The following is a 19,313-nucleotide window of genomic DNA, read 5'->3' on the forward strand; positions in this document are numbered from 1 at the left end:
TCTCCTTATAGTACATCTGAAAAATGTGGTTTTAAGCGTCTAAACACGGTTGAGCCAATTAATAGTAAAACAATAGTAACTCCCCAGAAATATAAGCTATATTGCCAATGTTCCCAGAACCATGCACCGCCTAAATAAGATTCGCGGTATCCTTGAACAATATAATATAATGGATTGATTTTTAAGATTGTCGCAATCATTCCAGTTGGTTGCCATAAAATTGGCAATGTCCACATAACTGTTTGCATAATGATATTGATAAATTGCATAATATCAGGTAAAAATGGTTGTGTTGAAGCAGTAATCCACGTAATTGCTGTTAAAAAGACTAATAAACAAGCTAAGTAGTAAATTAATTGCAAACTGTACAGACTTGGGTAATAACCGTTAGCTGTAGTAATTACAAAACCAATTAGAATGAAAAACAAGTGGGTGTACAAGTTCGATAAAATTTTAGACGTTGGTAAAATTTGTACATTAAACACGACTTTTTTAACTAAATAACTATATTCACGAAACACATTCGTGGCTGATAATAACGAATCTGAAAAGAAGAACCAAGGTACCATCCCTGTTACTAAATAGACAATGAATGGCATATTGTCGCCAGCTCTAGAACGAAGGCCTACAGAAAAGACAAACCAATACGTCAAAACAGTTACTAATGGCGTTAAAAACGCCCAGACAATTCCTAGTGCTGAACCAGCATACTTGGCCTTAAAATCATTAAATGAAAATTGTAATAACAATTTTTTGTTCTGAAAAATATTCTTGAAAATTGAAAATGTTTCTTTAAACATATACTTATTCCTTCCGTAATAAACTATTTTTATCTAAAATTTTTGGATACAAAAATGCCATTTTAAACAACATTTCTATTTTATCGATAAACGCCTAGCTTTTCAATAGTAGACCCCTTTTTATAAAGAAAAATTTAACTGATTTCGCTATATTAAAAAATCTTGTCCAATTTTTAGGAGATTATGCTACAATAATGGAGGTCTTGCATTTTTTTGCACGGAAATTATTTTTGAGAGAAGGGAAATTATGGTTCTTTTTATTATTTACGTATTTCTGTCTTCTGCTGGTCTGGTCTTATTTAAACTAGGTTCTAGCAGTTTGAACATCCAACTCCAACAAACAATCTTTTCAATGAATATCTCACTTATATCTTTATTAGGTTTATTTTGTTATTTAATTAGTTTTATTTTATGGATGTTAATTATTAGTCGTTCCGATGTTTCTTACATTGTTCCTTTAGGCGTTGCCTGTACAAACATCGCTATTTTAATTGCTTCAAATCTTATTCTAAAAGAGACAATCACAACGAATGCCCTTATTGGTGCTGTGGTTATTATTGTCGGCATTGTGATTATGAATCTTAAATAAAAAAGATCGCTATTCATTGAGCTGACCCTTAAATATTAGACTTTCAGGTCCAACTTTTAAGGGTCACTACACATTAGCGATCTTTTTTATTTTCTTCAGATTTCATGATAGATAATTCTTGCAATAATGTTTTAATGCGATTTTCGTGTTTTGAAATCAACACAGAATTTTTAATTTCCATGATTAAAAGGACAATCACCGCAGCTGATAATAAAAAGTTTGATGTTGTTTCAAACCCAAAGGCCATTGCTAACCATTCTGCCACATGCGGGAAAATAGCAAAAATAATTAAGACAATTGAGATTAATAACCAAATCAAAGCATTTTTTAGGAGAAAAATATTTTTATTAATTCCTCGAATAATGTATAAGAAAAAGCCAATTGCAAATAAAAATAAAGCTAGCCATAACACGGTTGGTAGCATTAATCTCCCTCCTTCATAAAGGCAGCAATCAGAATTGCTGAGCCGACTTCCAGCATATACTTCACAGAAGCCAATGCACGAATCGAAGAAACACCACCAAGCCGTTCCATCATATTGACAGGTCTTTCAACAATCACAAAGCGTTTTTTAATTAAGTGAACAATCGATTCTGGCTCGGGATAATTTGTCGGATAACGCTTTGCAAAAAAAGCAATCACTTTCCGATTTCCCGCTCGATAACCAGAAGTCACATCATAAATTGTTTTACCAGAAGCCATTCGAATACAAAAGGATAACAAACGAATACCAAAACGGCGCATTTTCGTACTTTGAAAAGACGCTTCGTTTCCAGGAATGAAACGAGAGCCAATCGAAAAATCACATTTACCCTCTGCTAATGGTTCCAGTAAAATAGGTAAACTATTGATATCATGTTGACCATCACCATCAAACTGAACCGCCACATCATACTCATTTTCTAAGGCATATTTATAGCCGGTCTGTACCGCCCCGCCAATACCTAAATTCAACACTAAATGAATGGCATTAATTTGGTTGACTTCTAAAATTTGTTTGGTTCCATCTGTCGAGCCATCATTAATTACCACATAATCCAATTCATGTTGAAAATGCGTAACTTCCTGTTTAAATGTTTCAATGGAAGCAATCGTCCGCAAAATGTTTTCTTCCTCATTGTAAGCAGGAATGATTAAAAGTACCTTCATAAAGAGAAACACCTTTCCACTTTTTCTCTAACAAAACCCCTCACTTACACAAAACAATTTATTGTTGAACATTTTCTAACATTTGTGCTAAGGCTTCTTGCCAAGTAGGAATTTTAAAGCCTAACGCTTCTGTTTTACTTAAATCCATGACAGAATATTGTGGTCTTTGCGCCTTTTGTGGAAATTGAGTTGAATCCACTGGCAGTACTTCCACTTCAGTATCTTTTAAAATTTCTTTAGCAAACTGATACCAGCTACAGCTGTTTTCATTAGACAAATGATAAACACCAAATGGCGCTTTTTCTGCAATAACAAATGCCATAAATTCGGCTAACGTTCTTGTCCAAGTTGGGCGGCCAAACTGATCGTCCACTACCGTTAGTTGGTCTCTTGTTTCCGCTAATTTTTGCATGGTAAAGACAAAGTTATGACCGTATTGACCAAATACCCATGATGTTCGAATAATATAATAATCGTCCAGGATTTCTTGGACCGCTTGTTCACCTAATAACTTCGTCCGACCATACTCATTTAAAGGATTCGGTTGATCATCAATCGCATAGACGCCTTCTTTTTTAGTTCCATCAAAAATATAATCTGTACTTACGTAAACAAGTGTCGCCCCCACTGCTTTAGCAGCTTCTGCAACATGACGTGTGCCATCTACATTCACTTTTTCATCTAATTCCTTGCCTTCGTCTTCTGCTTTATCAACAGCTGTATAAGCAGCACAATGATAAATGACGCTTGGTTGAATTTCTTTCACTTTTGCCAACGTACTATCCGCATCAGTAATATCTAATTCTGTGGAATCCGTTGAAACATACTCAATTCCTTGTTCGTCTAATAGGTGACGTAATTCTGTGCCCAATTGGCCATTTCCACCAGTAATTAAAATCATTTTTTTCGCTCCTTCTTGAAAAAAAGGCAGGGCAAAGTAGCTTTTGTACTTTGCCATCGCCTTTCGACTGTTATCTCACATGTCAGAAAAAATTACTGACCATTTTGTGCATATTTTGCTTCAACAGCTTCTTTATCTGCACGCCACCAGTCTTCATTTTCTGTATACCACTTGATTGTTTCTGCCAAGCCTTCACGGAAATTCGTGAATTCTGGTTCCCAACCTAATTCTTCGCGTAATCTGGTTGAGTCAATCGCATAACGTAAGTCATGTCCTACACGATCGTTGACATGCTCATAGGCATCAACAGGTTGTCCCATTAATTCTAAAATTAATTCCATCACTGTTTTATTGTCTTCTTCACCATCGGCTCCAATTAAATATGTTTCGCCAATTTGCCCTTTTGTTAAAATTGCCCAAACAGCCGAAGAATGGTCGTTTGTATGAATCCAGTCACGAACATTTTTACCAGCACCATAAAGTTTTGGTGTAATACCGCTTAAGACATTGGTAATTTGACGAGGAATAAATTTTTCAATATGTTGATATGGCCCATAGTTATTTGAACAATTTGAAATTGTTGCTTGTAAGTTGAAAGAACGAACCCACGCTTTGACTAACAAGTCAGATCCTGCTTTTGTTGAAGAATAAGGACTTGAAGGATTGTAAGGCGTTTCGGCAGTGAATTTTTCCCCTTCGCCTTCTCCATGTCCTGGTAAATCTTCTCTTAAAGGTAAATCACCATAAACTTCATCAGTCGATACATGGTGGTAACGAACATTGTTTTTACGGCAAGCTTCGATCAATGTGTACGTCCCAATCAGATTGGTTTGTACAAATGGGAATGGGTCGTTTAATGAGTTGTCGTTATGCGATTCAGCAGCATAGTGAACGACCGCATCTGTTTCAGCAACTAAACGATTAACTAATTCAGCATCAGCGATATCTCCTACGACTAATTCCACGCGATCACTTGGTAGACCTTCAAGATTTTTTTCATTTCCTGCATACGTTAATTTATCTAATACAGTTACATGAACTTCTGGATGATTCTTTACAACATAATGAACAAAATTTGAGCCGATAAAACCAGCTCCACCTGTTACGATGATTTTTTTCATAATTGAAACTCTCCTACTTTTTTCTTAAATTTCGCCATAGATAAACGGATTTTCCGCTTCAAATTCTTTTAAGGTTGGATGTTTTTGATCCTTTTCTGACGTAATCGCTTTTTCTGGCGCAATTGGCCAATCAATAGCTAACGCTGGATCGTTAAAAGCAATACCGCCGTCTGCTGCCGCATTGTAGTAATTGTCACATTTGTACATAAAGTTCACGTTCGGTGTCAAAGTGACAAAACCATGAGCAAAACCTTTTGGTACTAAAAGCTGACGGTGATTATGTTCTGATAAAATGTAGCCTTCCCATTGGCCATAGGTTGGACTCCCTTTACGAATATCAACAATCACATCTAATACCGCACCTGTTACAACGCGAATTAGTTTTGTTTGCGCAGCTTCGCCTTTTTGAAAATGCAATCCACGCAAGACACCTGCTTCTGTTGATAATGAATGATTATCTTGGACAAAATCAAAGTCTAATCCATGTTCTGCAAATTTAGCTTTGGAATAACTTTCTGTAAAAAAGCCACGATGATCACCGAAAACATCCATTTCGATAATTTTGACATCTTGTAATTTTGTATCAATAACTTTCACGTTTCTTCGCTCCTATTCTGCTGCTAAACGTAGCAAGTATTGGCCGTAGCCATTTTTCTTCAATGGTTGTGCCAATTCTACCAATTGTTCTTTTGTAATATAGCCCATTCGATAAGCAATTTCTTCCAAACAAGCGACTTTTAAATTTTGACGTTTTTCAATTGTTTCAATAAATGTTGACGCTTCTAATAAGGATTCGTGTGTGCCTGTATCTAACCAAGCAAAGCCACGGCCCATTACCTCAACAGAAAGTTTATTTTTTTCAAGGTAGACTTTATTAACGTCTGTTATTTCTAATTCCCCACGTTCTGACGGTTTGATCCCTTTCGCAATTTCAACCACTTCATTGTCGTAAAAATACAAACCTGTCACTGCGTAATTTGACTTCGGTTGTGCTGGTTTTTCTTCAATAGAAAGCGCCCGCATCTCTTCATCAAATTCTACCACGCCGAAACGTTCTGGATCATTTACATGGTAGCCAAAGACTGTTGCCCCTGACTCTTTAGAAGCTGCTCGTTGCAACATTTTTGATAAGCCGCCACCATAATAAATATTGTCCCCTAAAACTAAGCAGACACTATCATCACCAATAAATTCTTCACCAATAATAAATGCTTGCGCCAAACCATCTGGGCTTTCTTGTACCGCGTATTCGATATGAATGCCTAAATCATGGCCATCGCCGAATAAGCTTTCAAAACGTGGTGTATCTTCTGGTGTAGAGATAATCAAAATTTCATTAATTCCCGCCAACATTAACGTTGACATTGGGTAATAAATCATTGGTTTGTCGTAAATTGGCATTAATTGTTTTGATGTTGCTTTTGTTAGCGGATATAAGCGTGTCCCGCTTCCGCCTGCTAAAATAATTCCTTTCATGAACAATCTCCTTAAATACTTCTATTTTTAGTTTCTATAAAACCAAATATCCTTCCCTATTATCGCATTAAGCATAGGGTTTGTCATGTTTTTTACGTAAATTTTACAAATCTGTAAAAGTTTAGCGTTGTTCCTTTAAACGCTGATGTAAAGCTTTTAATAAATTCACACGCCAATTTAATTTTTGTTGGAAACTTGTTTTGGTAATAATAGGGCTGACATTCGCTCCATGTCTTCGGTAAAGCACTAATGGTTCTTTAATGAAACCCGTTTGCTTTTTCCGTGCAGCTAATAAGCCAATCCACATATCATGCATAGGAACTTCTGGCGGAATGGGTAAAATGACGTTTTTCATCTCTTGACGAAAGGCCATACCTGCCCCAATATAGCCACTTTTTATCGCATTTCGCCAAAACCCTGGTTTGATTTTTCGAAACTTAAAATAAGAGGGATTGGTAACTTGTAAATCCGCATCAACAATTTTCAAGTCACTAATAACCACTTGGATGTCAGGGTGCGTTTCAAAATATTCTGTCACTGTCGTTACTTTATTTGGCAACCAAACGTCATCTTGATCTGCTAAAAATATCACTTCGCCTTTCGTATGCGTAAGCGCAAATGCAAAATTAGCAATCACTCCTTGCCCTGGACCTTGTAACAATTGAATTTGGGGATAATTCGCTGCATACGTCCTCAAAATTTCCAACGTATGATCAGTAGAACCATCATCTGAAATAATTAGTTCATCTTCTTCACTGACTTGTAAAAGAATACTATCTAATTGTTCCGCGAGATATTTTTCTCCATTATATGTCGCAATACAAACTGAGATCATAGATTATCCTTTCATTAACTTGAGAAATTCTGCCAATGTTTGCCGCCAAATTTGGCGATTTTTGACAGTTAAAAATTGCTTACTACTGCGTAAAAATAAATGGCGTCGATGATGGGAAAACTTTTCTTGATCATATCGACGATAAAATAACGTTTCTGCTTCAATAATAGAGCGATAACGTTGAGGACTCATTGTACGATAATCTAAAACAGACAATTCTTGTTTTAGGTGGATTGGTAAGACTTCAATCTTTTTATTGGCTTGATTTAATTGATAAAAGAACCAATGGTCTAAATAGTCCAAAGGAAATTCTTCCGAAAATTCTTCCAACCAGCGCAGTGTTTCTGCCGTAATGACTGTACCAGAATTGATAGCCATCAACGGTTGGTTGGCTATACCTGCTGTTGGCTTTGCTCCTTTAAGTCCAACGTATTGATCACTATACACTGGCGAAATTTGTTGTCCATTTGCATCTACAATTGGAACATAGACTGCCACAGTCGGATCTAACGGCATGATGATCAACGTATCAAAATAAGAAGCTGGCACTTCTGTGTCTTGGTCAAGGAGCAACAATAATTCACATTGATTCGCTTGACTAAAAGCAATCGCTTCATTATAAGCGGTCGCTAGGCCTGGATTATCAGGATTATGTCGATAAGTAACATTTTGTTGTAAAAATAATGCATCTTCTTGAGGAAGTGGACTGTTGTCATAAATAAATAAGTGCAATTCGGGATGATTTACAACTTCTTTTAATAACAAATAATTTGGCGCATCAGCCATTTTCATTTGATATAAGACGATGACTACCGCTAATCTTTGACTCATTAAAAGAACCTCCAGCCCCATTTGTTAAAAAATTTCCCCATTGATTGCATAAAGATTTTAAACAATTTTCGACTTTTATGGGCGCCCTTTTCATACATGTGAACAACCGTTTCAAAAGGCGTATAGAGAATCCGATAGCCTGCTTTGCCAAAGCGTAAACATAAATCGTTGTCTTCAAAGTACATGAAAAAACGTTCATCGAACCCACCAATTTCAACGAATTTTTCACGATCAATCAACATAAAACAGCCTGAGCCCATTTTAATATCCGTTGTTTCTGTATCCGACAAATCGCGACATTCATAAATGCTCAAACGTTTATCAAAAATTTTCTTTACAAATTGAAAGGGAATAAAACGTAACATATAATCGAAGACATCTAATTTTTGACGAACTAAATATTGCGTCGTGCCATCTTCATTTAACACTTTAGGGCTAACGACTGCAATGTTCTTATCTATTTTGATACGGTCTAATAGACGATCAAGCACGTCTTTAGTAACCAAAACATCGGGATTAAAAATAATTGCATACTTTGTCGAAGCATTGAATAACACTTGATTATGACCATGACCAAACCCTTGATTTTCTTCAGCGCGATGGATAGTAATAAATGGTTCATATGTTGTTAATTTTTCAAGATACGCTGTTTCAGAATGATTGTCATAGATATGAATATCATAGATACTATCAGTACCCAATTCGGCTTTTAATTGGTTTAGTACATTAAAAATGTAACGACTATTATAAGTGACAATCGAGATTGTTACCATTTCTTGCATGCTCATTTCTCCTTACTACTGAAACATCGTCTTAAAAAAAAAGCATATGTTTCACACATATACTTTTTTAAGTTTAATGGAATTATATCATAGGTTTACGCTCTCGCAAAGCAACCTAAAGATTTCTTTACTTTCTCTTAGAATGCTTGCCAAGTCGCTTTTTCATTTGCTCCTGACGATATTCACGATTCCCTAAAATCCGTAACAAATACATCAACGGTTGATGTCCTTCGCCAACTAGACCGATTAGTTCAATGAATAGTTCTAAGCCAATTAAACAAAAGACAATTAATAAAATTGATGCTACTGTACTTGAATAGCTGAACAATAAAGAGACAAAGGAAAAAACTAACGCTAATGCATAAATAGTCATGACCGCCCCTTTATGGGTAAAACCTAAAGATAACAAGCGGTGATGCAAATGCATTTTATCTGCTGAGGAAATGGGCTTCTTGTTCAATAGCCGTCGAATAATTGCATAAACCGTATCCGTAATAGGCACACCTAAAATCACCATTGGCGTAATTACCGTAATAAACGTAGCATTTTTCAAGCCCTGTAACGACATTACTGCAATCATAAACCCGAGGAATAACGCCCCGGTATCTCCTAGAAATATTTTAGCCGGATAAAAATTGTATGGGAAAAATCCCGCAATGCTCGCAACTAAAATAAAAATAACAATTGGAATATAGACCGTTTTAGCATGTAGGAAAAAATACCCTGTAATACCAATCGTGGTTAATCCAATAATGGATACGCCTGATGCTAAACCATCCAAACCATCAATTAAATTTACTGCATTCGTAATCGCTAAAATCCACAATAAAGTTAGTGGTAAACTAAACCAGCGCAAATCAATCATTCCAACAACTGGCAACGTCACAAAATCTATCCGAATTCCAGCAACAAAATAAATAACTAATGCTGCTAACAAAATACCGATTGTTTTTTTCATTGGAGTAATCTCTTTAATATCATCAATGAGGCCTGTCAAAACAACCATTCCACCAGCCAAAATAATCGGCCAAATATAATCTTGTGGGATAATCGAACGAAAAATCAATAAACATGAACTAGCAAAAGCAATGTAGATTGCAAGTCCTCCTGCTGTAGGCATATTTTTGGTATTGATTCGTCGCTCTCCTGGTGCATCATAGGCGCCAATCCGAAACGCTAGAAGCTTAACAAGTGGTGTTAATAGCAAAGATAAGATAAATGTCATAAATAAACGTATCAAAACTTCATAAATAAATAGTGACATAGTCGAACCCACTTTCTTCTCGTTCAGGGTATATTATACCGTAAACTGAAGCATTTACAAGCTGAAACATGTGTTCTGGCAACGGTTTAGACTTTTTTAAAGAAATCCATTTATTTTTTCTTTTTAAACCATCTAAACAAGCGTTGTTCAAAACTTGGTTGTTTTTTTTCTTTATCTCCAGATAAGTATTCATCGACGACAGCGTTGACAATTGCTCCTAAAATAATAATCGTGGCAGCAAAATTCAGCCATAACATCAAGATGATAAAACTCCCGATGATTTGATAACTTGCGATTCTAGAACTAAAATATTTTACGTACAAACCAAAAATTTGTGATAATAGCATCCAACCGACTGTCGAAAAAATAGCCCCTGGCAAAATAGAACGTAACGATAATTTCCGATTAGGAACGACCGCATAAATCAAACACATAATCACTAATAAAACAACGGTCGTTAACGGCCATTTTAACGCTTGGAAAGTATCGATCACAGACGTTGAGTAATGGAAAATTGGTTGCAGTAATTCAATAATGTACTGACCCAGACCTAAAATTACTACTACACCAACAATCGCTACCATAAATAACAAAATAACTAAAAATGAGACCACTCTTACGAGAATAAAATTTTTCCTTTGTTCGACACCAAAAGCTTTATTCATCGCATTTTGTAGTGCATTAATACTTTGACTGGCACTCCAAAATGCTGCTAAAGCGGAAACAGAAAGCAACCCGCCTGAACGTTGAGTCAGTAGTGAACGAATCGCTGGTTCTAAGTTCTTATAAACATCTTTCGGAATCGCCTCTGCAATATAAGGCAACACAGAATTAGGGTCGATTCTTAAATAAGGTAAGACATTACCTACCGCAATCAGTAATGGAAACAGCGAGAGTAATAAATAATAGGCAACAACCACTGAGCTGTTGCCTATTTCGGCTGTGACCATGTGACTTTGCGTTGTCTCAATAAAACGCATCAAAGATTGATTCTTTTTGATGTTGTCGAGAAACTTCATCACACACTCTCCTTATTAATAAGTCAATTCTTCGCCTTGTGACGTTAAGATTCTTGGACCTTCTTTCGTAATCGCTAATGAATGTTCATATTGACAACTTAGACCGCCATCTTCAGTATAAGCAGTCCAACCATTTGGGTCCATTTTCATGCGCCAAGTTCCTGTGTTAACCATTGGCTCAATGGTAATAACCATTCCCTCTTTTAAACGTAGTCCTTTACCTGCTTCACCATAGTGAGGAATCATTGGACTTTCATGAATAGTTGGGCCAATGCCATGACCTACAAAGTCGCGAACTACCCCGTAGCCTTCTCCTTCTACATACGTTTGAATTGCATGACCAATATCGCCAATTCTATTTCCTACTTGTGCTTGTTCAATCCCAAGATATAGCGCTTTTTTGGTTACTTCCATCAAGCGATCAATTTCAGGTGTTGATTCACCCACGACATAAGACCAGCATGAATCAGAGATTGCGCCCTTTAAGTCGACACACATATCTACTTTGATTAGGTCGCCATCTTTTAATACTTTTTTACGAGGAAATCCGTGGCAAATTTCGTCGTTGATACTACAACAAGTAGCATATTTGTAACCTTCATAGCCAATTTGAGCCGCCACGCCACCATGACTTTCAATAAAGTCTCTCACAAATACTTCAATATCCCAGCTTGTAATGCCAGGTTTAATAAACGTCCGTAAATGACGGTGAACATCCGCTAATAATTCCCCTGATTCATCCATCATTTCAATTTCTCGTGGTGATTTTAATGTAATCATACTATCTCTCCTAAACTTGTTTCATTCAAATTATTTTATCACATTTTTTGCAAAAAAGATTGTTCAAACACCAATTTTCAAAAAGTCCCTTAATAAAAGCACTCGCTAGTCTTTTATAAGAAATGCGCATCTGCTATAATAAGTGACAGAATTGTATGAGGGGGAAGAAAGTTTATGACGTTAGCTAAAATTGTGTATGCAAGCATGACTGGGAATACAGAAGAAATTGCCGACATTGTTGCAGAAGCATTTGAAGATTTAGAATTAGAGGTCGAAATTGATGAGTGTACGCAAGTCGATGCCGCTGATTTTGAAGAGGCCGATATCTGTGTAGTAGCTACATATACGTATGGCGATGGCGATTTACCTGATGAAATTGTCGACTTTTATGAAGACTTACAAGAGATTGATTTATCAGGAAAAATCTTCGGCGTTTGTGGTTCAGGAGACACGTTTTATGATGATTTTTGTAAATCGGTGGACGACTTCGAAGCAGTCTTTACTCAAATTGGGGCAAAAAAAGGCGCCGACAGCGTTAAAGTTGATTTAGCCGCTGAAGAAGACGACATCCAACGTTTAGAAGAATTTGCGAAAAAATTAGCAACTGCCGCAGAATAACTACGTTGAAATAAATAAAAAAAACACCAGAAAAAAATGGCTAGTTCCCATTTTTCTCTGGTGTTTTGATATTCCTAATTTAAAAATAAAATACTGTAATTTAATGCTGCCGCAAAAGTAACCCAAAGAATATAAGGAATCATCAACCAGCCACGCGTTATTAATTTATAACGCAAGTAGTCCCACTGTTGAACTATTAATAATAGCCATAACAATGAGATATCAATCACAGATAATAAATTATTTTGTAAAGAAAAAAAGAAAAATGTCCAGAAAAAGTTCGCAATAAATTGTAAAATAAATAGCGTAATCATCCGTTTTTTCTGTTGTTTATTTGGATGAACTAAGATGAAATAAAAAGTAATGCCCATAAAAATATACAACACCAACCACACTGGTCCAAATAACCAGCCTGGCGGAGCAAAACTTGGTAATCTCAACGCTTGATAATATTCTCTCGCATTTACTGAAAATAAGCCCGACAAGAGCCCTAGTCCGGTAATTCCTACAATACTTAGCCATAAACGCTTATCTTTCACTCGGTTCATGTTTTTTGCCCCTTTCTATTTCTCTTCTTTACTGTAGCATGGTTGCGAATAATCTACCATTAATACACTTAACAAAAAAAGACCGTTCTTTTAAGAAACAGTCTTTTGCTGTAACCTCACAGAAGTTATCAGCATGAGGTTACACTTTTTTTAATTTTTATAGGTCAATATCAATTGGTTCATCTCGTTCAAGAATTGCTTCAATACTATCTTTCATTAAATGAATGATTTGTTCTTCTGAAGGATGGATAATTCCAGAAGTCATCAATGCAGCCACACCAGTAGCGACCACCCATGTTCCCATGTGTAAAGAGTCAATTTGAACATCGTTTAAATTAGCATACTCAGGATCAGCTTTTACCGCTTCAGTAAAATAGTGATAAGAGAATTCTTGCATTTTTTTGCCGCCACCATATTCTTCTAAATAAAGCGCACGGTATAACTTACTTTCACTTGTCGCAAAATGAATATAGTTTAAAGCCAAATCAACAATTGTATTCCCAGTATGTTTTACTGGAAAGACTTCTTTCGCTAAGTATTTATGAATTTTTTGGAATAAAGCATCGCGTAAATCATCCATGTTTTTAAATTCCAAATAAATCGGTTGGGTGGAACATTTCATTTTATTAGCAATATTACGTGCAGTGAACTTCGAAAATCCTTCAGTGGCGACTACTTCATAGGCAGCTGTTAAAATCTGCTCTTTCGTAATGGTTTTTTTTCTTGCCATAATTCCCTATCCCCTTTATTCATTCATATACAACGCTTCCAAATAAATGCTTATGGTTATTGTAACACGATTTTTCTATTATGCAAAATTAGAACAACTCTTTGTACAAAAGTTCACTGAGCGGGAGCACGACAACTTTTACCCCAACTTAAAATAACAGTTGATAAAGGCTTTATTTCGTTGAGTTCCCTGCTCTTCCGTGTTATGATATGAGCAGTCATTACCCATGAAAATGAAGGAGGAATCACGAATGACCTTAGAGAATTTTAATGAAAATCTAAAGAAATATGCACGTTTAATTGCTGAAACGGGTGTCAATGTTCAGGACAATCATACGGTTGTTTTACAAATCAGTGTTGATCAAGCGCCCCTTGCCCGCTTAATTACGGAAGAAGCTTATCGCTTAGGTGCGGCCGAAGTAATTGTTCAATGGAGCGACGAAACCATTCAACGTGAATTTTTAGCTCATGCTGCAACTGATCGTATTGAAAATGTTCCTCAATATAAAATTGATCAAACCGATGATTGGATTGCCAAAGGCGCAAGCCGAATTAGCGTGGTTTCTTCTAATCCTGATGCATTAGCTGGCGTGGATGCACAACGTGTAGCAGCTTTCCAAGCGGCTAATGGGAAAGCATTGGTCAACCTACGAAAAGCAACGCAAGCCAACAAAGTAAGTTGGACTGTTGTAGCTGCTGCTAGTGAAGGCTGGGCAGCTAAAGTCTTTCCAGAATTAGCAACAAGTGAAGAACAAGTTGATGCACTTTGGAATGAAATTTTCAAAACAACACGAATTTATGAAGAAAACCCAGTCATTGCTTGGAATATCCATGATAAAAAATTACAAGAAAAAGCGGCTGAATTAAACGAACAACAATTTACTGCTTTACACTACACAGCTCCTGGGACAGATTTAACGATTGGTTTGCCTAAAAACCATTTATGGGAAGGCGCTGGTAGTTATAACGCTCGTGGGGAAGAATTCATGGCTAATATGCCAACAGAAGAAGTTTTCACCGCCCCAGATAGTCGCCGCGTTGATGGTTATGTTTCTAGTACAAAACCACTAAGTTATGCTGGCACAATCATTTCGGGAATGAAATTTACATTTAAAGATGGAAAAGTTGTTGACTTCTCAGCTGAACAAGGCGAAGAAGCATTGAAAAATCTCTTAGCTATTGATGAAGGTGCCAAACACTTAGGAGAAGTTGCTTTAGTACCAGACCCTTCACCAATTTCACAATCCGGTTTGATTTTTTATAATACATTGTTTGATGAAAATGCCTCTAATCATTTAGCCTTTGGTTCAGCCTATGCCTTCAACTTACAAGGCGGCACGGAGATGAGCGAAGAAGAATTAGCTGAAGCTGGTTTAAATCGTAGCCAAACACATGTGGACTTTATGGTAGGATCTGACAAAATGAATATTGACGGCATTAAGGAAGACGGGACGATTGTTCCAGTTTTTAGAAATGGCGATTGGGCATAGTCTACCAAATGTTGAAACCAAAGTTTTTAGCTCCAAGAAATAAGAAGAAACTGCTTTTATTCAGTAGGTTCTTTTAAAATTTAGAAAGTGAGGCCTAAGTTGCAGCGATTTAGGCCTCACTTTCTTATGCTAAAAAATCAATTGCATTCGAAGGACCTTTAACGTTATAATTAAATTGAAAGCGGATTCTTTTACACGATATAAGTTTACTTTTAAATAAAAGAATTTTTTCAAAAAAGTAGAATTGGAGAATTAACATGGGATTATTTGATGGATTATTAGGGAATGCAACACAAAATAACAATGAAACAGCTGAAAAAGAATTACGGGATGTTTTAATCCCTAACGAAAAAGTAGATATGGCCTTCACTTTAGTAAGAGATTTAATTGTCTTTACAGATAAACGCTTAATTTTAGTCGATAAACAAGGAATTACAGGTAAAAAAGTTGATTATAAATCGATTCCCTACAAATCTATTTCACGCTTTTCTGTTGAAACTAGTGGACATTTCGACCTAGATGCAGAACTAAAGATATGGATTTCAAGTGCTGAGTTACCTTCAGTAAGTCTTCAATTTAGAAAAGATAAAGATATTGTTGCTATTCAACAAGCCTTAGCAGCTGCTGTGTTATCTTGAATCCACAAAAAAAGACAGGGAAGCGACCAACTTTCCTGTCTTTTTAATTTTAGATAAAATAAAAAAGGCTTCTCAGCCTTGATACGTTCCTTATTCAATCAGACACATGGCGGCACTTGCTTAGTGCTGCTTCCTTCCGGATCTGACACAATTCACTAGCCCGCCATTGTCCTAGCCTTTCGGCAAAACCTAGTATAACGTATTTTTATTCTTTTGACTAGTCTTTCTTTTGATTTTTTAAAAGTTTCTCTTCTTTTTTCTTTGCCCGTAACTTTTTAAAGAACTGAACTAGCAATAAGCGACACTCTTCTTCTAAAACGCCTGCTTCGACATAGGCCACATGATTGAAGCGTTCATCTTCTAATAAATTCATCAATGTGCCAGCAGTGCCTGCTTTAGGATCGGTTGCGCCATAATAAACTTCTGGAATTCGTGCTAAAAGCATCGCCCCACTACACATTGGACAAGGCTCTAAAGTTACAAATAATTGGGTTTCTTCTAGACGCCAATTTTCTATCCCGCGACACGCTTCTTGGATTGCATACATTTCTGCATGCGCCGTTGCTTCTTGCCGTGCTTCTCTCAGATTATGCCCGCGGCCAATAATTTCCCCTTGCCGAACAATTACAGCTCCAATAGGCACCTCAGCCAAACCTTCTGCTTTTTTCGCTTCTGCAATGGCTTCTCGCATAAAAAATTCTTTTTCTTCTTGTGTTAACGTTGTTTCTTTTTTTCCCAATTAATTTCCACCTTTCGGCTTTTTCCCACTAAACTTCTGTCTTGCTTCATGGTACAATAAATCAGTGAGGTGTGTCTATGATTATTGAAAATTTATCTCAGCTTTATCCCAAAGGCTATTTATCAAAAACAATTGGTTCCGAAGCCACCTATTCAATTCCTGTTGACGACCAATTTTTCATTGTGAATAAAGCTTTCTTAAGTATTAAAGAACAGCATTTGTTGGAAGCGCTTTTCCCGATTTCTGAAAACCCAACAATTACTGGTAACCATCCTTGGTTCAGTTACTTATTTCAACAGGCAAAATTACCTGCCGAAGGGACCTTTCGTATGTTGCAAATTCAAACGAATGTCACAAAAGAATTACAAGCTGAATGGCAATTTAATTTAACAAAGATGTTTCCAGATACAGTTGATTGTTTCAGTCCAAGTAATAATATGTATATTTTAGTTGAAGAACAGTCAAAAAATACCTTTCAACAAGAAGAAATTCAAGGGATCTTTTTAACATTAGATACAGACTTTGATTGCACTAGTGCTGTATTTGTTGGCAATTTTTATTCCTCTGAAGACATTCTCCGGCGTTGTTTCCATGAAGAACAACGTATTTTTTCAGAAGAACTTAATTCCTCTAGTCGGACGACTGTTTTTAGTTTAACTGATGTTGCCCTCCACTATTTTACCAAGGAAGCCATGAGCCAAAATGTACTTGTTGAGTATTATCGTCGTTTATTAAATAAAGACACCGATATTCAGCCAATCATCAGCGCTTTATGGAAAAATCAAGGCAATATCAGCTCCACTGCAAAAGATTTATTTATGCATCGAAATACTTTACACTATCGGTTGGAAAAGTTTTTTGAACAAACTGGCTTATCTTTAAAAAAAATGGATGATTTAATCTTTTGTTATTTGTTATTAAGAAAGTAGTACGTCCATTTTTTACTCGTATGTTTTTTATTCCCAATTAGAAAGTAGGCGTTCCAATGAAAATTACCGCATATGTCGCTAGTGCATTTAGTAAAAACCACGAAGGTGGCAACAAAGCAGGCGTTGTTTTTATGACACAGCCCTTAACGAGAACCCAAAAAATGGCCATCGCTAAAGAACTAGGATTTGCAGAAACTGCTTTTATTTCAGACTCAAAGATTGCTGATTTCCGCCTTGAATATTTTACACCAAAAGAAGAAGTCGACTTATGTGGCCACGCGACAATTGGCGCTTTCACCATCATGAACCACTTAAATAAATTATTGCAAACAGCATATACAATCGAAACGAACAGCGGTTTGCTCGCAATCACGGCTAACGGTGAACAACTATTTATGGAACAAACTGTCCCAACTTTTTATGATACGCTCACTTTAGAAGAATTGAGCGGCTGCTTTGATTTAAACGCAGTGGCAACTGCTTTTCCTATCCAGATTGTGTCAACGGGCCTAAAAGATATTTTGGTTCCCATTAAAAATGCGCAATTATTACAGGATTTACAACCAAACTTTGAAAAAATTAAGTTACTTAGTCAAAAGTATGGAGTTATTGGGATGCATCTTTTTGCTTTGTCTGAAGAAAATATCATTTGTAGGAATTTTGCACCCCTTTATGACATCGATGAAGAAGCCGCTACTGGTACATCAAATGGTGCGTTAGCTTGTTATCTGTACCATCACCAAATTTTACAAAAAACCAATTACACCTTTGCCCAAGGTTATACCTTAAACGCTCCTTCAGAAGTCTTAGTGCGTTTGAACACTACACCTCAAAAGACAATTGATCAAGTTCTAGTTGGTGGCAGAGGCTATTATGTTGAAACAAAAGAATTATTTTTATAAAAAAAAGATGGCCTAGGCCATCTTTTTTACTTCATTGCATCTTCAATAAATGTGAAAAAGCGTTCTTTTAAAGAATCTGTATTGTCTTTAACTTTTTCGCCATATTCAGCTAATTTTGAACCGCCATCTTTCACACGATCCACAACATTTAAAACAGAATCTAATTCATCATCAGATAAATCATCGACAATCGATAATAATTTTTGGTTTCCATCAAATTTATCGTCTACAAACTTTTTAACTTTATAACGATTGGAAACATGAGATACCTTCTTAATAATTTTTTCAGAAGCGATGACTGCAACAGAGACACTTGCAACTGCAGCAATGCTTAAACCGATACCAATTTTTGTTGATGCTTTCATTTCCTTCAGCTCCTCTGTTATTTTCTACTTTAATCATAACATATTATTACTTTTATGCGTAATAGAAAGACCTTTACTAGCACTTAGTCTCGTCGGTTATTGCCACCAAATAAAATAACCAAACGTAAAAGTTGTAAAAAGGTCGAAAGCGCCGCTGCTACGTAGGTAAGTGCAGCTGCAAAAAGAACTTTTCTGGCCATTGGGACTTCTTCTTCTGTTAATAACCCACCTTCAGAAAGAATACTTAATGCACGTCTAGACGCATTAAACTCCACCGGTAAAGTCACCAATTGAAAAATCAAGGCTAATGAAAAAGCCAAAATTCCAATGTTGATTAATGTTTGATTCCAACTAAATAAAACACCAATCAAAATTAGTGGAAAGGAAATGGTTGAACCGATGTTGGCAACTGGAACAATAGCTGCACGAAGACGTAAAGGCACATAGTTCGTATGATCTTGTACCGCATGTCCGCATTCATGAGCCGCCACGCCAATAGCCGCGACCGATGTCGATTGAGCAGTGGCTTCGGATAAGCTCAACATTTTGTTTCCAGAATTATAATTGTCAGTTAAATCACCAGCAATTTGCTGAACTCCAACATCATTAATTTGTTCTTTTTGTAAAATATATTGTGCTGCCTGCGTGCCTGTAACATGTTTACTGCTTCGTACTTGATCATATTTACGAAAGGTACTGTTAACATATGCGGAGGCCGCACCAGAAATCGCAATTCCGATAATTACCAATATATAGGTTGGATCGATTCCAAAATAAAAGGGCATCATTGTCCTCTACCTCCATCTTT

At 36.4% G+C, this 19,313-nt stretch carries 24 protein-coding genes and 1 other RNA gene; 6 read left to right on the forward strand and 19 right to left on the reverse strand.

Features of this window, described 5'->3' with window-relative positions; genetic code table 11:
- Window positions 1-5 precede the first annotated feature (5 nt).
- Window positions 6-800, reverse strand: a complete 795-nt coding sequence (locus tag IGL56_RS08360) for an ABC transporter permease (protein ID WP_002356900.1) — start codon at window positions 798-800, stop codon at window positions 6-8.
- Window positions 801-1,047: 247 nt separating this feature from the next.
- Between IGL56_RS08360 and IGL56_RS08365 the strand changes: the two genes are divergently transcribed.
- Entirely contained in the window at window positions 1,048-1,389 is a 342-nt protein-coding gene (locus IGL56_RS08365; protein WP_002356899.1) for an EamA family transporter, read from the forward strand.
- Between the two features lie 73 nt (window positions 1,390-1,462).
- Here the strand turns inward: IGL56_RS08365 and IGL56_RS08370 are convergent, their stop codons facing one another.
- The 12 genes from IGL56_RS08370 to map form a co-directional block, all read right to left on the reverse strand.
- Window positions 1,463-1,813 (reverse strand): DUF2304 domain-containing protein, encoded by a 351-nt coding sequence (locus IGL56_RS08370; RefSeq protein ID WP_002356898.1) that lies wholly within the window; start codon window positions 1,811-1,813, stop codon window positions 1,463-1,465.
- Complete coding sequence (locus tag IGL56_RS08375; RefSeq protein WP_002356896.1) at window positions 1,813-2,538, reverse strand: glycosyltransferase family 2 protein; 726 nt, start codon at window positions 2,536-2,538, stop codon at window positions 1,813-1,815. The genes IGL56_RS08370 and IGL56_RS08375 overlap by 1 nt, the downstream gene beginning before the upstream one ends.
- Before the next feature lie 58 nt (window positions 2,539-2,596).
- A complete protein-coding gene (gene rfbD, locus IGL56_RS08380) occupies window positions 2,597-3,439 on the reverse strand; it encodes a dTDP-4-dehydrorhamnose reductase (protein WP_002356895.1) in 843 nt (280 codons plus the stop codon).
- Between the two features lie 92 nt (window positions 3,440-3,531).
- Entirely contained in the window at window positions 3,532-4,560 is a 1,029-nt protein-coding gene (rfbB, locus tag IGL56_RS08385; RefSeq protein ID WP_002356894.1) for a dTDP-glucose 4,6-dehydratase, read from the reverse strand.
- A 24-nt stretch (window positions 4,561-4,584) separates the two neighbouring features.
- Window positions 4,585-5,157: a dTDP-4-dehydrorhamnose 3,5-epimerase gene (rfbC, locus tag IGL56_RS08390; protein ID WP_002356893.1), complete on the reverse strand. Its 573-nt coding sequence runs from the start codon at window positions 5,155-5,157 to the stop codon at window positions 4,585-4,587.
- 12 nt (window positions 5,158-5,169) lie between these two features.
- Window positions 5,170-6,036, reverse strand: coding sequence for a glucose-1-phosphate thymidylyltransferase RfbA (rfbA, locus tag IGL56_RS08395; RefSeq protein ID WP_002364387.1), 867 nt, complete (start codon window positions 6,034-6,036; stop codon window positions 5,170-5,172).
- A gap of 121 nt (window positions 6,037-6,157) precedes the next feature.
- Window positions 6,158-6,871, reverse strand: a complete 714-nt coding sequence (locus IGL56_RS08400; RefSeq protein ID WP_002356891.1) for a glycosyltransferase family 2 protein — start codon at window positions 6,869-6,871, stop codon at window positions 6,158-6,160.
- 3 nt (window positions 6,872-6,874) lie between these two features.
- Window positions 6,875-7,702 carry a glycosyltransferase gene (locus tag IGL56_RS08405; RefSeq protein ID WP_002356890.1) on the reverse strand — a complete coding sequence of 276 codons (828 nt, stop codon included), beginning with the start codon at window positions 7,700-7,702 and terminating at the stop codon, window positions 6,875-6,877.
- Window positions 7,702-8,490, reverse strand: coding sequence for a glycosyltransferase family 2 protein (locus IGL56_RS08410; protein WP_002356889.1), 789 nt, complete (start codon window positions 8,488-8,490; stop codon window positions 7,702-7,704). The genes IGL56_RS08405 and IGL56_RS08410 overlap by 1 nt, the downstream gene beginning before the upstream one ends.
- A 121-nt stretch (window positions 8,491-8,611) precedes the next feature.
- A complete protein-coding gene (locus IGL56_RS08415) occupies window positions 8,612-9,748 on the reverse strand; it encodes an MraY family glycosyltransferase (RefSeq protein WP_002366956.1) in 1,137 nt (378 codons plus the stop codon).
- A 110-nt stretch (window positions 9,749-9,858) separates the two neighbouring features.
- Complete coding sequence (locus IGL56_RS08420; protein WP_002383768.1) at window positions 9,859-10,767, reverse strand: YihY/virulence factor BrkB family protein; 909 nt, start codon at window positions 10,765-10,767, stop codon at window positions 9,859-9,861.
- 15 nt (window positions 10,768-10,782) lie between these two features.
- A complete protein-coding gene (map, locus tag IGL56_RS08425; RefSeq protein ID WP_002356886.1) occupies window positions 10,783-11,547 on the reverse strand; it encodes a type I methionyl aminopeptidase in 765 nt (254 codons plus the stop codon).
- 174 nt (window positions 11,548-11,721) lie between these two features.
- Here map and IGL56_RS08430 point away from each other — a divergent pair, with 174 nt between their 5' ends.
- Complete coding sequence (locus IGL56_RS08430) at window positions 11,722-12,165, forward strand: flavodoxin (protein ID WP_002356885.1); 444 nt, start codon at window positions 11,722-11,724, stop codon at window positions 12,163-12,165.
- A 74-nt stretch (window positions 12,166-12,239) separates the two neighbouring features.
- Here IGL56_RS08430 and IGL56_RS08435 read toward each other — a convergent pair whose 3' ends face one another.
- Together IGL56_RS08435 and IGL56_RS08440 are read right to left on the reverse strand one after the other, a co-directional pair.
- Window positions 12,240-12,713: a TspO/MBR family protein gene (locus IGL56_RS08435; protein WP_002356884.1), complete on the reverse strand. Its 474-nt coding sequence runs from the start codon at window positions 12,711-12,713 to the stop codon at window positions 12,240-12,242.
- A 157-nt stretch (window positions 12,714-12,870) separates the two neighbouring features.
- On the reverse strand, window positions 12,871-13,443 hold the full coding sequence (locus tag IGL56_RS08440; RefSeq protein WP_002356883.1) for a TetR/AcrR family transcriptional regulator: 573 nt from the start codon (window positions 13,441-13,443) through the stop codon (window positions 12,871-12,873).
- 250 nt (window positions 13,444-13,693) lie between these two features.
- Here IGL56_RS08440 and IGL56_RS08445 point away from each other — a divergent pair, with 250 nt between their 5' ends.
- Complete coding sequence (locus tag IGL56_RS08445; RefSeq protein WP_002356882.1) at window positions 13,694-14,932, forward strand: aminopeptidase; 1,239 nt, start codon at window positions 13,694-13,696, stop codon at window positions 14,930-14,932.
- A gap of 257 nt (window positions 14,933-15,189) precedes the next feature.
- Window positions 15,190-15,570 (forward strand): PH domain-containing protein, encoded by a 381-nt coding sequence (locus IGL56_RS08450; RefSeq protein WP_002356881.1) that lies wholly within the window; start codon window positions 15,190-15,192, stop codon window positions 15,568-15,570.
- Between the two features lie 91 nt (window positions 15,571-15,661).
- Here the strand turns inward: IGL56_RS08450 and ffs are convergent.
- Together ffs and tadA are read right to left on the reverse strand one after the other, a co-directional pair.
- Window positions 15,662-15,748, reverse strand: an RNA gene (gene ffs / locus IGL56_RS08455) — signal recognition particle sRNA small type.
- Window positions 15,749-15,787: 39 nt separating this feature from the next.
- On the reverse strand, window positions 15,788-16,309 hold the full coding sequence (gene tadA / locus IGL56_RS08460; protein ID WP_002362126.1) for a tRNA adenosine(34) deaminase TadA: 522 nt from the start codon (window positions 16,307-16,309) through the stop codon (window positions 15,788-15,790).
- A gap of 77 nt (window positions 16,310-16,386) precedes the next feature.
- Between tadA and IGL56_RS08465 the strand changes: the two genes are divergently transcribed.
- Both IGL56_RS08465 and IGL56_RS08470 read left to right on the forward strand, forming a co-directional pair.
- Window positions 16,387-17,238: a PucR family transcriptional regulator gene (locus IGL56_RS08465; RefSeq protein ID WP_002383772.1), complete on the forward strand. Its 852-nt coding sequence runs from the start codon at window positions 16,387-16,389 to the stop codon at window positions 17,236-17,238.
- A 56-nt stretch (window positions 17,239-17,294) separates the two neighbouring features.
- Window positions 17,295-18,140: a PhzF family phenazine biosynthesis protein gene (locus IGL56_RS08470; protein ID WP_002356873.1), complete on the forward strand. Its 846-nt coding sequence runs from the start codon at window positions 17,295-17,297 to the stop codon at window positions 18,138-18,140.
- A gap of 26 nt (window positions 18,141-18,166) precedes the next feature.
- On the opposite strand, the gene IGL56_RS08475 is transcribed toward IGL56_RS08470, so the two are convergent.
- Window positions 18,167-18,505: a hypothetical protein gene (locus IGL56_RS08475; RefSeq protein ID WP_002356871.1), complete on the reverse strand. Its 339-nt coding sequence runs from the start codon at window positions 18,503-18,505 to the stop codon at window positions 18,167-18,169.
- 83 nt (window positions 18,506-18,588) lie between these two features.
- On the reverse strand, window positions 18,589-19,293 hold the full coding sequence (locus IGL56_RS08480; RefSeq protein WP_002384290.1) for a zinc metallopeptidase: 705 nt from the start codon (window positions 19,291-19,293) through the stop codon (window positions 18,589-18,591).
- Window positions 19,294-19,313 lie beyond the last annotated feature (20 nt).

This window comes from Enterococcus sp. DIV1316a, from assembly GCF_050536915.1.
Taxonomy (GTDB): domain Bacteria; phylum Bacillota; class Bacilli; order Lactobacillales; family Enterococcaceae; genus Enterococcus; species Enterococcus faecalis.

Excerpts from the sequence above, each read along its gene's own strand:
- IGL56_RS08405 (WP_002356890.1), bottom strand. The coding sequence starts at position 7,702 with ATGAGTCAAAGATTAGCGGTAGTCATCGTCTTATATCAAATGAAAATG.
- IGL56_RS08415 (WP_002366956.1), bottom strand. The coding sequence starts at position 9,748 with ATGTCACTATTTATTTATGAAGTTTTGATACGTTTATTTATGACATTT.
- IGL56_RS08370 (WP_002356898.1), bottom strand. The coding sequence starts at position 1,813 with ATGCTACCAACCGTGTTATGGCTAGCTTTATTTTTATTTGCAATTGGC.
- IGL56_RS08410 (WP_002356889.1), bottom strand. The coding sequence starts at position 8,490 with ATGAGCATGCAAGAAATGGTAACAATCTCGATTGTCACTTATAATAGT.
- map (WP_002356886.1), bottom strand. The coding sequence starts at position 11,547 with ATGATTACATTAAAATCACCACGAGAAATTGAAATGATGGATGAATCA.
- IGL56_RS08480 (WP_002384290.1), bottom strand. The coding sequence starts at position 19,293 with ATGATGCCCTTTTATTTTGGAATCGATCCAACCTATATATTGGTAATT.
- IGL56_RS08360 (WP_002356900.1), bottom strand. The coding sequence starts at position 800 with ATGTTTAAAGAAACATTTTCAATTTTCAAGAATATTTTTCAGAACAAA.
- IGL56_RS08375 (WP_002356896.1), bottom strand. The coding sequence starts at position 2,538 with ATGAAGGTACTTTTAATCATTCCTGCTTACAATGAGGAAGAAAACATT.
- rfbB (WP_002356894.1), bottom strand. The coding sequence starts at position 4,560 with ATGAAAAAAATCATCGTAACAGGTGGAGCTGGTTTTATCGGCTCAAAT.
- IGL56_RS08365 (WP_002356899.1), top strand. The coding sequence starts at position 1,048 with ATGGTTCTTTTTATTATTTACGTATTTCTGTCTTCTGCTGGTCTGGTC.
- IGL56_RS08465 (WP_002383772.1), top strand. The coding sequence starts at position 16,387 with ATGATTATTGAAAATTTATCTCAGCTTTATCCCAAAGGCTATTTATCA.
- rfbD (WP_002356895.1), bottom strand. The coding sequence starts at position 3,439 with ATGATTTTAATTACTGGTGGAAATGGCCAATTGGGCACAGAATTACGT.
- IGL56_RS08420 (WP_002383768.1), bottom strand. The coding sequence starts at position 10,767 with ATGAAGTTTCTCGACAACATCAAAAAGAATCAATCTTTGATGCGTTTT.
- IGL56_RS08435 (WP_002356884.1), bottom strand. The coding sequence starts at position 12,713 with ATGAACCGAGTGAAAGATAAGCGTTTATGGCTAAGTATTGTAGGAATT.
- IGL56_RS08430 (WP_002356885.1), top strand. The coding sequence starts at position 11,722 with ATGACGTTAGCTAAAATTGTGTATGCAAGCATGACTGGGAATACAGAA.
- IGL56_RS08400 (WP_002356891.1), bottom strand. The coding sequence starts at position 6,871 with ATGATCTCAGTTTGTATTGCGACATATAATGGAGAAAAATATCTCGCG.
- IGL56_RS08445 (WP_002356882.1), top strand. The coding sequence starts at position 13,694 with ATGACCTTAGAGAATTTTAATGAAAATCTAAAGAAATATGCACGTTTA.
- IGL56_RS08470 (WP_002356873.1), top strand. The coding sequence starts at position 17,295 with ATGAAAATTACCGCATATGTCGCTAGTGCATTTAGTAAAAACCACGAA.
- IGL56_RS08475 (WP_002356871.1), bottom strand. The coding sequence starts at position 18,505 with ATGAAAGCATCAACAAAAATTGGTATCGGTTTAAGCATTGCTGCAGTT.
- IGL56_RS08450 (WP_002356881.1), top strand. The coding sequence starts at position 15,190 with ATGGGATTATTTGATGGATTATTAGGGAATGCAACACAAAATAACAAT.
- rfbA (WP_002364387.1), bottom strand. The coding sequence starts at position 6,036 with ATGAAAGGAATTATTTTAGCAGGCGGAAGCGGGACACGCTTATATCCG.
- IGL56_RS08440 (WP_002356883.1), bottom strand. The coding sequence starts at position 13,443 with ATGGCAAGAAAAAAAACCATTACGAAAGAGCAGATTTTAACAGCTGCC.